Origin of the sequence: Streptomyces sp. NPDC048462, from assembly GCF_043200175.1 — a bacterium.
GTDB lineage: Bacteria > Actinomycetota > Actinomycetes > Streptomycetales > Streptomycetaceae > Streptomyces.
Genome location: NZ_JBICXG010000021.1, coordinates 128,405 through 140,647, shown reverse-complemented (window position 1 = coordinate 140,647; position 12,243 = coordinate 128,405). Strand labels below are relative to the sequence as shown.

Genomic DNA, 12,243 nt, shown 5'->3' with positions numbered 1-12,243 from the left:
GCCCCCGCCCCCGCCCCCCCCCCCCGCCCCGCCGCGCCCCCGGGCCCCCCCCCCCCCCCCCCCCCCCCCGCCGGGCGGCCCCCGGGGGGGGGGGCGCGCCCCCCCCCGACGGTCCCCGCGGCTCGCTTCGGCCGGGTCAGCCGGTCTCGGTCTCCGCCGCCTCGGTCCGGCCCGGGAGGGCGTCGGGCGCCGGTGCGCCGCGCTTGAACATGCGGGTGGCGGTGATCTCTCCGTGCACGGTCTCGGCGCCGGGATCCTGCTGCGGCAGCCCGGGGCGCAGATGCTCCTCGACGCTGATGTACTTCAGCCCGGCCCGCAGGTCCGCGTCGTTGCGCAACCTGATCACCAGCGGGAACTCGGCGAGTGCCGTCGTGTCGAACAGGCCGGTGGTGTAGAGCAGTTGTACGCCGAGCGCGTCCGATACCGCTCGCTGGAGCTCCAGCAGATAGGTGGCGTTGGCGCGGCCGATGGGGTTGTCGAGGAAGAGCGTGCCCGCGTGGTGACGCTGCTGCCGGTCGCGGCCCCGGTCGTTGCTGCGCAGTGCGGCCATCGTGCAGTACAGGGCGATGGCGGCGGTCAGCAGCTGACCGCCGGAGAAGACGTCACCCATCTGCCCGACGGGTACGCGCTCGGCGCGCAGCACCGCGTCCGGCTTGAGGATCTCCACGGCGATGCCCTTGGGCTCCAGTGCCGCCTGCACGCCCCGCAGCAGCAGGGACATGCCGTCGCGGCGCAGGTCGGAGTTCTTCTTCAGGGCCGCCTTGGTGGCCTCGTCGATGACCTCGCCGAGCCGTTCGGTCAGGGTGGCCTGGTCGGGCTCCTCGAAGCGGATCCGGAGGAACTCCTGCCCGGACCACTCCCCCAGGCCCTCGGGCAGCCGGGAGAGGCGCTGGGCGGAGCGCAGCGTGGTGAGCGCGGATTCGACCAGGCCGCGCAGCCGGTCGACGATGGAGTCCCGGTTGCGTTCCAGCTGGGTCAGCTCGTCGGTGAGGACCCGCAGCCTGGGGGCGAAGGCGATGGCCCACTTCTCCGCGTGCTCGGGCAGGGCAGCGGCCGGGAGTTCCCGGATCTGCTGGCGGGCCGGGGTGCGGACCTGTTCGTAGCGGGTGGAGTTGGCGTGCCGGACCAGTACGTCGCTCGCCTCCCGCACGGCCGCTTCCGCGGTGGAGAGGTCGGCGGCGCAGCCGCGCAGTGAACGGCGGGCCTCGGCGGCGGACTGCCGGGCCTCGTCGAGGCTGCCGGGGTACGGCTCGGGGGTCCCGGGCTCGTCGTCGCCGTGGTCCCTGAGGAGGTCGCGCAGGAGGGTGGCGGTCTCGTCGAAGCCGCCTGCCGAGTCCTCGGCGGTGCGGTGGGCGTGCAGCAGCTCGGCGTGGGCGGCCCTCGCGGTGTCCAGGGACGCGGTGGCGGAGGCCAGCTCGGCGGTGGCGGTGCGCAGGAGGGTCTGGGCCTGTCCGGCGTCGGCGGGGACCTGTGCGTCGGGGAGCTCGGTGTGGAGGTTCTCGCCGTCGGCGGGGGCCAGCCGCTCGGCCTCGCCGCGCAGCCGGCCGAGCTGCTCGCTGGCGGCCGAGGCGCGGGTCTCCAGGAGCTGGACGAGGGACTCGGCGCGGGCGGCGGCCGCCTGCCGGGAGGGGCCGTCGGCGCCGTCCGTTCCTTCCAGGAGCTGGGCGGCCCGGGTACGGACCTTGTTGGTCAGCCGGTCCAGCTCGGCCAGGGCGGCGCTCTCGTCGCTCTCGGCGCGGGCCTGTTCGGCGCGCAGGTCGGCGCCGACTCCCACCTTCTCGTAGAGCTGGGACGCTGCCCGGTAGGCCTCGCGCAGGGCCGGCAGCGCCCGGCGCGGGGCGTCCGTCCCGGGCTCGGGGAGGTGCTCGGGCGCACCGGCGATCTCGGCCCGTTCGGCGCGCAGGGCGCGGGCGGTGCGGCGGGCGTCGTCGGCGGCGCGCTGGGCGGCCCTGCGGTCCTCGTCGGCGGCTCTGGCGCGGTCCAGGCAGACGGTGGCGCGGGCCTCGGACTCCGCGGCCTCGTCGGCCAGTTCGCGGAGCTTGGCCTGCCAGCCCGCGCGTTCGCGGAGGCGGAAGGCGAGTCCGGCCAGCGCGTCGGCGGCCCGGCGGGCGCGCTGGGCCGCTTCCTGGCGCTCGTCCCGGACCCGGGCGGTGTCCGAGGCGGACTCGTCGGCCTCGGCGCGTACGGTACGGGCTTCCGCGAGTGCGGCCTCGGCCGTCTCGGCGGCGGTACGGGCGGTCCCGGCGGCCTCCGCGAGTTCGGCGAGCGTGCCGGGCGGGCAGTCGCCCCGCCAGGAGCCGATCCGGGCGGCGAGCGAGCGGTCGGCGGTGAGCCGGGCCGCGAGGGTGCGGATGTCCTCGTCGCGGGCGGCGGCCCGGCTCCTGAGCGCGTGGCGCTCCTCGTCGGCGGCGTGCTCGTCGTGCATGGCCGGGTTCGGCGGGACGAGGAAGACCCCGGAGGCATCGTCGTCCGCGCCGGTGCCGGGCGCCGGGACGGGCGCGAGCAGGGCGGCGGCGGTGCCGACGGCCACGGCCGAGCGCGGCAGCAGGGCGGCGGCGGCGAGCACCTCACGGGCGCGGGTGTGCGCGTCCGGGTCGGTGATCACGACGCCGTCGACGAGTTCGGGCCGGGCCGCGAGCACGGACGCGTGGTCGGCCGGGTCGACGGCCTGGGCGAGATAGCGCCAGCCGGGCAGGGCGGGAATGCCGTGCTCTCCGAGGTACTCGACGGTGGCGAGGACGTCGGGGCCGGGCGGCAGGAGTCCGCCGTCGCCGAGCGCGCCCAGGATGCGGGAGTCGTCGGCGGCCGCGGTGCGCAGTTCGAAGAGGCGTCGCTCCGCGGTGCCGACGGCCTGGTCGAGGAGCTCGCGGAGCTCCTCGGCGTTGCGGTCGAACTCGGCTGCGGTGAGCGGTTGTTCCGCCGGGCGGGCCCGGTCGGCGGTGACGGTGTGGGCGCCGTGCGCCGCCGGTTCGGCTCCATCGGCGCCAGGAGCGGTGGCGGGCCCCTCGGCGTCGGGGGCTTCCTGCTGCGGTCCCTCGTCGCCGACAGCGGCCTCCGTTCCGGATTCGGGTCCGGCCGCGGCCCGTCGTGGCCTGGGTACGCCGCCGCTCTGCGCCGCGGGCAGGCCGAGCAGGTCCGCGAGGCGGTGCTCGGCGGCGATCGACTCGGCGGCCCTGAGCTCGGCCTCGTAGGCCTGTTCGGCGGCGCGCGCGCCGTCGGAGGCACGCGCCGCGGCGAGTTCGGCGCGGCTCTCGGTGGCCGCCGCCTGCCGGGAGCGGTCCGCCGCGGACCCGGCGGCCTCGCGCGCGGTGTCCCAGGCGGCCACCGCGGACTGCTCGGCGTCGTTCGCGGCGAGGGCCGCGCGGGCGGGGTCCGCGTTGGGCGCGGTGTCGTCGAGCCAGCCCGCCCGTACCGCTTCGGCGGTCTCCTGCTCGACCTCGGCGAGGCGCTGGCGCAGGTGGCCGGCCTCGCTGCGGGCGCGCTGGGCCTCGGTGGCGGCCGTGGTGGCGTCGCGGTGTGCGGCCTCGCCCGAGCTCTGAAGGGTCTCGGAGCGCTCCTCCTCCTCGTTGGCCACGCTCTCGCCCGCCTCGGCGGCGGTGTGCAGGGCCCGTACGAGATCGGCCGCCGCGGTGGCGCGGGCGGCCAGCGCCGGGGCGGCGTCGCGCTCGGCCTCGCGGATCGCGACGGCGACGCGCGCGGCGCGGTCGGCGGCGGCGCGGTGGCGCAGTACGGCCTCGGCCGCCTGCCAGGCGGAGTGCAGGGTGCGGGCGTCGACCAGCTCCTTGCGCTGGGCCGCGGCGCTCTTCTCGGCCGATGTGAGGGCCAGGGAGGCGTGGCGGTAGGCGAGTTCGGCGGCGATCAGGTCGGCCCGGCCGCGGGTCTCCTCGGCGCCGGTGACGGTGTGGGCGGCGCCGGTGACCTGCTGGGCGAGCTCTGCGGTGCGGCCGCGCTCAAGGCCGGCGCGGGCGGAGAGCCTGCGGGCCAGAGTGCGGGTGCGGCGTTCGGCGCCGGCGTGGATGTCCCGGGTCCGCGAGCGCGTTCCGGCGGCCTCCACGATGCGGCCGAGCAGATCGACCGAGCCGGCGGTGAAGTCGCGCTCGGCGGTGAGTTCGGCGCGGCGGCCCAGCTTGTTGCCGAAGCCGCTGACGAGGTCGGCCAGGCCGTCGGTGTCGCGGGTGTCGGTGACGGCGCGCAGCAGCAGGTCGGTGAAGTCGGAGTCCTTCTTGACGGCGAAGAGTCCTGCGGCCTCTCCTTCGTCGGCATTCATCTCACGCTGGTAACGGAAGAGTTCGGGGTCGAGCCCGAGGTCTCCGAGGTGCTCGTTCCAGCGGTCGTGGATCTCTTCCCAGTGCACGTCGAGGTGCTGGTAGAACTTGCCCGACTCGGTGAGCGCGTCGCGGAAGCCCTTCATGGTGCGGCGCCTGCCCCGGGCACCGGAGACGCCTTCGGCGGGACGGCCCACCGAGGTCGCCTCGGCCACCGGCAGCGAGTCGAGGCTGAGTCCGGGGCCGGGCCGGAAGGAGTACCAGGCCTCGGCGAACTTCCTGGGGTCGTTGGAGACCTGGCGGCCACGCCATTCGCTGACCTTGCCGACGACGACGTACTCACCGGTCAGGGTGTGCTGCCACTCCAGCGCCACATGCCCGCAGTCCTCGGCGAGCAGGAACTTGCGCAGTACGCCGGAGCTGGCGCCGCCGAGGGTGTTGCGGTGGCCGGGCAGCATCACCGAGAAGATCAGCTTCAGCAGGACGGACTTGCCGCCGCCGTTCTCCAGGAAGAGCACTCCGGCGGGGGCCGGGCGGCGCGGCGGGCCGACCGGCTCCTCCTCGAAGAACTCCGCCTGCGCCGGTGCGGGGTGGGGCACGGGCTCGCCCACCCCGCGCAGGTCAAGCACGGTGTCGGCGTAGCGCGCACCGGCAGGCCCGATGGAGTAGAGGCGGACCCGGGACAGCTCGTACATGGCGGCGGACTCTCGTCGTTCAGGCGGCGGGAAGGAGACGTCGGTGGCGGGGCAGACACTGCGGTGGCCGGGCTCGGCGGTGGGGCCGGTCAGCCGTGGAAGGGCCGGTCAGCTGTGGAACGGCAGTCCGGCGTCGGCCGCCAGCTCCAGGTCGTCCGGATCGGGTGGCGGCAGCAGCGTCGCCGATCCGTCGGTGACCGGTACCACTCCCAGTTCCAGCAGTTCGGCCATGGCGGCGCTGCCTGCCATGTCGCGGACCTGGAGCTGGTAGCGGGCCGTGGTGCGGAAGGCGCCGCCCGCGTCGTCCCCGGTGCGCTGGAGGAAGCCGGAGTCGGTGAGGAATGCGACGGCCTTGCCGACGATGCCGGTGGTGGATCCGGCCAGCCGTCTGGCGTCCTTCGTCGCCCCGGTGGAGCTGCGCCGGGCGTAGATCCGCCAGCCCGCCTCCAGGCCGGGGGCGTCACTGGCCGGGTCGGTGTTGTCGCCGTGCTCGTCGGCGCGCTCCTCCAGCCGGTGGCACGCCTGGCGTACGAAGGCGTCGACGCCGTTGACGGTGATCCGGCCGATGTAGGCGTCGTCGGCGAGGTCCTCGGGGCGCGGGAAGGCCATCGCGGCGACGGCCAGGTGGGCGAGGCCGTGCAGGAAGCGGTCGGCGGAGTCCGGCGAGGCCCGGCGGGCGTAGTCGCCCATGCGCACGGCGAAGACCGAGTCCTCGCCCGCCGTGACGGCCATGCCCGCCCGGGTCGAGACCTCCAGCACGATGAGGCCGAGCCCGGTGGCGACGGCGTCCGCGAGGCGGCCGAAGGCGGGCTCCTCCCGGTAGCGGCGCAGCAGTTCGGCGTACTCGGCGTCGCGGGCGGGCAGCAGCTTGGGCTGGAGCCCGAACGCGACGAGCCGGGCCGCGTCGGCGGCGTCGGCCGGGGTGACCGGGGCGGGGGCGGACGGCGGGGCGGACGCGATCCGGTCGGCGGGGTAGGCGGCGCTCTGCTCGCTCCACGCGTCGGCGTGCTCTGCGCGGTGGTCGCTCACGACGGGCGCTCCTTGCTGCGGACGGACTTCGGTACGGGACGGACGGGGTGCGGTGCGGGACGGACGGGGTGCGCGGACTGCGCTGCGGGGTGGCGGGGCTCCGGCGGCGGATGAGCGCCTCGGCTGCGCCCCGCTCCCGCCCCTGCCTCCGCGCGGTGGGCGGAGGCGGGACCCGGCGCTCTCACGCCGCCTCCGTGCGGTCCGCGGCCATGCCGGCCGCGTCCAGCAGGGCGGTGCCCACGATCAGGTCCGCGCCGCCGAACTCGGGGTCCTCCAGCTGGGTGCCGTCGTCGACGGAGAAGAGCAGGCGGCGCTCGCCCTGCCGGTAGGCGGTGCCGACCGGGGGGCTCGCCGCGTGCACGGCGAGCAGCGCGACCAGGTAGGGCAGGTCCGCGTCGCGTCGTCTGGCTTCGGCCAGCAGCCCGGAGAGGCGGCGCGGCGCGTCGGGCTCCAGATCCAGCAGCTGCATGGCGCTCGCCAGCTGTTCCTCGCTGAACCGGCTGTCGGCCGGGGTGGCGATCAGGTCGGGTTCGGGCATCTCGGCGCCCAGGTGTTCGCGCTCCAGCGGCGGGGTCAGCAGCAAGTCGACCAGATCGCCCATCCGCACCGAGGTGGGGGTGCGCAGTCCCGCGCCGTGGGCGAAGAACGCGTCGGTGGCGCGGATCGACTGTTCGACGGGCAGGGGCAGCAGCGGCGCCAGCAGTTGTCCGTAGAGGTCGAGGCCGGTGCGGGCGGCCGGTGCGGCGAACGCCTGCCGGTCCTGCTCGGCGCGGAACAGCGGCCCGGCCTCCAGCAGTCGGGACTGCAGCTGGGTGTGGCGGCGGATGCAGTCCTTGACGATGTCGACGAGCTCGGCGGCGCGCCGCTTGTGCTCGGGTTCCTCGGCCTCGTCGCGGGCCTTGCGGATGTTGGTGAGGATGGCGTTCTCGTGGCGGTAGCGGTCGGCCACGTGGTCCAGCGCCTCGGTGATCATGTCGGGCACGGCGTTGAGCCAGTCGACCGCCCGGACGTTGCGCCGGGTCGCGTCGAGTGTCTTGCGGAGGGTCTCCGCGTACTGCACGGTCCGGTAGCGGGCCTGCTCGGCGGCGAGCTGGGCGTCGGCGAGGCGGCCGCGGCTGATCAGGACCTCCAGCTTCACCTCGGCGGCGATCTGGGCGCTGGTGACGTCCGTGTCGAGGGCGCCGACCAGCACGTTGACCGCCTCGTCGGTGGCCCGCAGGTAGACGCTGCCGCCGTAACCGGGGACTTCCTCGATCAGCTTGAAGTCGTAGTCGCGGCGGACGTACGTGCCGTCCGGCCCGAAGGTGCCGTAGACGGCCCGGAAGCCTCGGTCCACGCTGCCGACGTTGATCAGGTTCTCCAGCACCCAGCGGGCGACCCGCTCGTGCTCGGCGGCCGGGCGGCGCGGGGCCTGTGCGGCGACACGCGGGAGCAGTCTGGCCACTATCTGGTCGTGGTCCGCACCGGTGTCGAAGTCCATGTTGAGCGTGACGTGGTCGATCGCGGCGAGCGCCACCTCGGCCATCGCGTAGACGCTGTACTCACCGGCGAGGTTCGCCTTGCGCACGTCGAGGTCGTGCAGCGGCGCCGTGCAGGCGAGGGCGCGCAGGCGCCGCGAGAGCCCCTCGTCGGCGGCCGGGCCCGGTGCGGGCCGGGGCCCCGCGCTGAGCTGGGGCGCAGCGTTTTCCGTGTAGGCAGGCGAAGTCACGCTGCACAGATTAGGTCCTCGCACTGACAACGGTCGAAACGGCGCAGAAGCGGCTGGTTGCCCCGGAGTCGGTCACGCCCTGCCGGGCGGCTCCACGGGACCTGGGAGGTGTCGTGCCACGGACAGTTCGCGGTGCCGCGCCGCGCGCCCCCGACGCGCAACGCCCCGCTGTTCACAGCCCGGTCAGACGGCGGACGCGTCCGGACCGATCCTGCTGCGTACGGCTGTCTGCACCTCGGCCTCCTCGGCCGGGTCGGCGGCCAGCCGGCGCAGCCGTTCGGCCACCCTGATGTCGCCGGTCTCCGCGTGGCGTGCGGCGACTTCCCGGGTCGTCTCCTCGCAGTCCCAGAGGCACTCGACGGCGAAACCGGTGGCGAAGGTGGGGTCGGTGGCGGCGAGTGCGCGGGCCGCTCTGCCCCGCAGCTGGGAGGAGGACGTCTCCCGGTAGACGTGGCGCAGGACGGGGGCGGCGCAGGCGATGCCCAGCCGTCCGGTGCCGTCGACCAGGGTCCACAGCCGGAGGGCGTCGGGCCCGTCGCCGCGTACGGCCTCGCGCAGGGCGCCGAGGACCAGCGAGGCGTCCTGCGCGCCGCCTCGGCCGGCCAGTACCCCGGCCGCCGATGCGCCGAGCGCGTCGGGCCGCCGGGCCCATCGCCGGGCACGGTCGACGGCCGCCTCCCCGCACATCCGCTCGAAGGCGGCGACGGCCGCGTCGGCGACCGTGCGCGAGGAGCTGACCGCCGCGGCCTCGATGAGGTCGAGAACGACCGGATCGCGGGCCTCGGCCAGGTAGTGCAGGGCGGCGCACCGGGCGCCGTCGGGACCGCTGCGGGCGGCCTCGACGATCACGGGCCGGTCTTCCGGTCCCGCGACGGCGGAGAGGCAGCGGGCGGCCGGTACGTGGAGGTGGCTGCCTCGGTCGAGCCCCTGTTGGGCCCAGTCGAAGACGGCCTGGACGCTCCAGCCCGGCCGGGGTCCGCCGGGTCGCATCTGCCGCTGCCAGCGGTCGAACGAGCCCTGTTCGGAGGCGGCCCGGACCCGGGCGCCGACCTCTTCGCGCGGATCGTCGGCCCAGAGCCGCCAGGGCCGGGGCTCGAAGGCGTCGCGCACGGTGGTGGCCAGCTCGGCGGAGCCCTCGGGGTCCGTGGCGAAGCGGGCGAGCACGGGCAGGGCCAGGGACCGCAGGCCGGCGTCGTCGTCGCGCAGGGCCAGCTCGTCCAGGGCCCAGGCCCAGTTGGAGCCGGTCGCGGCGTACCGACGCAGCAGGGCCAGGGCGTCGTCTCGTCCGTAGGAGGCGAGGTGGCCGAGTACGGCGAGGGCGAGCCCGGTCCGTGACTCGTCGGTGTCCAGGTGGTCGTCGGGATCGAGGAGGTGCCGCTCGATCTCCTCGATGCCGCCGTCGAGGTCGAGGTAGAGGCGGGCGTAGTAGAGGGAGCGGTTCTCCGCCTGCCAGTCGTGACGCGGATCGCTCAGGACGCAGTGGTTGAGAGCCGCCAGGGCCTCGGGGCGCGGTGCGGCGAGCGCGTGGAGCGTGCCGTCGCCGCGGCCCCTCTGCAACAGGCCGAGCAGGGTGCCGCTCGGCGCTATGAACGGATCGAACATGGGAAAAGCCTCACATCAAGCTGTCGACGCAACCGGGGACTGTGCCGTTCCATGTGCCGGACAGGCACGGGTGCCGTGTCCGGGAAGTCCCGCCCGGCCCGCCTGTCGTACGGCGGAACCTCGCGGACAAGGACTAGACCGCGCAGCAACATGATCGGCCGACCGCCGTCTTCTGCCTGGTGCAGACCATTTTCCCGCCTCTCGTCGGTGGCCCGAATCGGGCCCGCGACGTCATGATGACCCACCCATTTCGCCACCGCGACCACATTTACGGCGGACCCGGTCAGCGGGAACCGAAGAGTTCCAGCAGGTCGGCCTTGCCGAACATGCGTGCGGTGTCCAGGGCGGAGGGGGTTCCGGCCGCCGGATCGGCGCCCGCGGCAAGCAGTGCGGCGATCACCGCGTCCTCGCCCTTGAAGACGGCCCCGGCGAGCGGCGTCTGCCCGCGGTCGTTGGCCCGGTCCGGGTCCGCGCCGCGTCCGGTCAGTGCCGTGACCGCGGGGGCGTGCCCGTGATAGGCGGCGAGCATCAGCAGCGAGTCGCCCCGGTCGTTGGTGAGGTTCACGGGAACTCCGGCGTCGACATAGGCGGCGAGCGTGTCGGTGTCGCCGTGGCGCGCCAGGTCGAAGACCTTGGTCGCCAGCTCAACAACCTCGGGATCAGGGGTTTCGCTCATCGGGGGGCCGCCCTTCCTTTAACCGTTGTCTGCGCCGCCGGCCTGCGGGGGGGATGCGTTCTGAGGCCGTACGAGTGAATCGACAGGGTACTGCCCGGACGCGGTCACGGCCCGGCCCGCCCATGGCAGAAGATCACGTCGGGTGACGACGAGGTGAGGTGCGGCACCGAATTCCGTCCCGGCCCAGGTCTCACTGTCTGCCAGTCCAGTGAAAAACCTCACTTTTCACCCAGTTGCACCTTTTATCCTATAGATACTTCCGGTGAGCCTGGAAGGACTCATGGTGACTGTCCCACCAACCAGGAGAACCACTCATGATCCTTTCCATGTCAGGCGTCGTCATCCTCGGCATCATCGTCTTCCTGTTCTTCAGGAAGGACGGCCTCAAGGCCTCGCACGCCCTCGTCACCGCCCTGTTCGGCTTCTACCTGGCCGGCACCGCCATCGCACCGAGCATCACCGCGGGCGGTGCGAGCCTCGCCGGACTCCTGGGCGGGATCAAGTTCTGACCCTCCGCTCCCGACCCCACCCCCTTCAGGAGACAGACGTGGCCCGGCGACCACTCCCCCGCATTCTGAGCAGCGGCAGCGCTTCGATCACTCGCAGTCGAGAGTTCGCGCGCACGGCCGCCGACAGCGCCACCGATGTGCTCCACCCGCTGATCATGATCACCCGTGGTCTGCGGCTGTTGGCAGGTGCAGGACGGCAGAAGTGGGCCGCGACGCCCAAGGACCGGCGTGGTCCCACGCTGTTCCTCGTCGCGGCCTGCGTTCTCGTGGTCGCGCTCGTCCCCTACGGGTCCGTGATGGCCCTGGTCACGGTGATGGGCGCCGCCGCATGGAAGGGACGGGCGCGCACGCCCGTCAGGACCGGCCCCGACGAGGCGGAGACCGGGCGGCTGCAGGCCCTGTACGAGGCGCTCGTGCCGTACTTCTCCACGGCCGACGACCCCGGTGCGCTGTTCGCCCACGGCGGCGACTGGAACGAGGTCTTCAGCGAGTACGCGTTCGACGGCGACGGCCGGATCACCCGGCTCAAGGTGGCGTACCCGGCCTACTTCACCGACAGCGAGGCCGCCTCCCGCGCCCGGATCGAGCAGTTGCTGCACGCCAAGTCCGGCCGTGGCCGGGAGTACCGCTTCAGCTGGGACGAGGAGGGGAACCGGCTCGTCATGAGCGTGCTCGACGCCCTGCCCACCTCCATCACCGCCCAGCGCTTCGTCATCGCCCCCGGCGAGACCGTCCTCGGCTTCACGGACGACGACGCGGTGCAGCGCACCGTCCCGGTGAGCGACGGCGAGGAGACCCGGGACGCGCCAGGGGTCGTCTGGCGGACCGGCGCACGCACCACCGAGCCACATCTGCTGGTCGTCGGACAGCCCGGCAGCGGCACCACCACGCTGCTGCGCTCCATCGCCCTCCAGGCACTCCAGCAGGGCGACATCCTGATCATCGAGGGCAGCGGCATCGGCGAGTACGCCTGCTTCACCGGCCGCGAGGGCGTGCTGGCCGTCGAGTGCGGGGCGGCCGGGGCGCTGGCCACCCTGGAATGGGCGGCGCAGGAGACGGAGCGCCGGCTGATCGAGGCCAACCGGGCCCGGCAGTCCGGCGACGCGGTCCCCGAGGACACCAGGCGCCCGCTCTGGATCCTGCTGGACCGGCCCAGCGTGCTCGGCCACCTGGCCGCCGCCGGCGGCGGGCCCGACCCGCAGGAACTGCTCCAGATCCCGCTGCGGCACGGCAGGGCCGCCAACGTCACCGTGGTGATGGCCGAGCAGTTCGACAGCCTGGACGGCCTGAGCGGCACCGTGCGGACCCACACCCGGGCCCGGGTGGTCCTCGGCCACTGCTCCCCCGCCCAGATCGAGTCCGTCCTCGGGCTCGAACCGCACACCACCCCGACCCCGGACGTCCCGCCCGGCCGGGGGTACGCGCGCCTCGGCACCGGACCGGTGCTGCGCATCCAGGTACCGGCCACACCCGATCCGTACGACGACGCGACCGGCGAGGCGCAGCGGCAGACGGTGCTCGGCCTGCTGCCCGAACGGCGGACCGCGATCGAGGCGAACGCGCCCGACCCGGCGCCGGTGGAGAGCCCGGCCGTTTCCGTCGCCCTGGAGTCGGTGGCCGTCAGCGACTGACGGCCCCGGCGGATGTACGGGAGAGGGCCTGCGGATCACGTGATCCGCGGGCCCGCACCCCGTCAACCCCCCCCGGGGCCCCGTCGCCGGGCCCGGGCCCCCACCTCCGGGGCGCCCACCCCCCCCCA

General features: G+C 74.5%; 7 protein-coding genes. 2 read left to right on the top strand and 5 right to left on the bottom strand.

The window, feature by feature from the left end; translation table 11 throughout:
• Window positions 1–136 precede the first annotated feature (136 nt).
• The 5 genes from ACGFU6_RS29150 to ACGFU6_RS29130 all read right to left on the bottom strand — a co-directional run bounded on the left by ACGFU6_RS29150 (window position 137) and on the right by ACGFU6_RS29130 (window position 9,975).
• The gene (locus ACGFU6_RS29150; protein ID WP_393615194.1) at window positions 137–4,960 is read right to left on the bottom strand and encodes a hypothetical protein; all 4,824 of its coding nucleotides are present in this window, start codon (window positions 4,958–4,960) and stop codon (window positions 137–139) included.
• Between the two features lie 108 nt (window positions 4,961–5,068).
• The gene (locus tag ACGFU6_RS29145) at window positions 5,069–5,989 is read right to left on the bottom strand and encodes a hypothetical protein (protein ID WP_393615193.1); all 921 of its coding nucleotides are present in this window, start codon (window positions 5,987–5,989) and stop codon (window positions 5,069–5,071) included.
• Between the two features lie 181 nt (window positions 5,990–6,170).
• Entirely contained in the window at window positions 6,171–7,697 is a 1,527-nt protein-coding gene (locus ACGFU6_RS29140; protein WP_393615191.1) for a hypothetical protein, read from the bottom strand.
• A gap of 183 nt (window positions 7,698–7,880) precedes the next feature.
• On the bottom strand, window positions 7,881–9,299 hold the full coding sequence (locus ACGFU6_RS29135) for a HEAT repeat domain-containing protein (RefSeq protein ID WP_393615189.1): 1,419 nt from the start codon (window positions 9,297–9,299) through the stop codon (window positions 7,881–7,883).
• A 283-nt stretch (window positions 9,300–9,582) separates the two neighbouring features.
• On the bottom strand, window positions 9,583–9,975 hold the full coding sequence (locus tag ACGFU6_RS29130) for an ankyrin repeat domain-containing protein (protein ID WP_393615187.1): 393 nt from the start codon (window positions 9,973–9,975) through the stop codon (window positions 9,583–9,585).
• A gap of 314 nt (window positions 9,976–10,289) precedes the next feature.
• On the opposite strand from ACGFU6_RS29130, the gene ACGFU6_RS29125 reads away from it, so the two are divergent.
• A complete protein-coding gene (locus ACGFU6_RS29125) occupies window positions 10,290–10,484 on the top strand; it encodes a hypothetical protein (RefSeq protein ID WP_018103962.1) in 195 nt (64 codons plus the stop codon).
• A gap of 38 nt (window positions 10,485–10,522) precedes the next feature.
• A complete protein-coding gene (locus ACGFU6_RS29120; protein WP_393615185.1) occupies window positions 10,523–12,115 on the top strand; it encodes a hypothetical protein in 1,593 nt (530 codons plus the stop codon).
• The last annotated feature ends 128 nt before the right edge of the window (window positions 12,116–12,243 follow it).

Bases quoted from the DNA above. Each gene is read 5' to 3' on its own strand.
- ACGFU6_RS29150 (WP_393615194.1), bottom strand. From the start codon at position 4,960: ATGTACGAGCTGTCCCGGGTCCGCCTCTACTCCATCGGGCCTGCCGGT.
- ACGFU6_RS29135 (WP_393615189.1), bottom strand. From the start codon at position 9,299: ATGTTCGATCCGTTCATAGCGCCGAGCGGCACCCTGCTCGGCCTGTTG.
- ACGFU6_RS29130 (WP_393615187.1), bottom strand. From the start codon at position 9,975: ATGAGCGAAACCCCTGATCCCGAGGTTGTTGAGCTGGCGACCAAGGTC.
- ACGFU6_RS29125 (WP_018103962.1), top strand. From the start codon at position 10,290: ATGATCCTTTCCATGTCAGGCGTCGTCATCCTCGGCATCATCGTCTTC.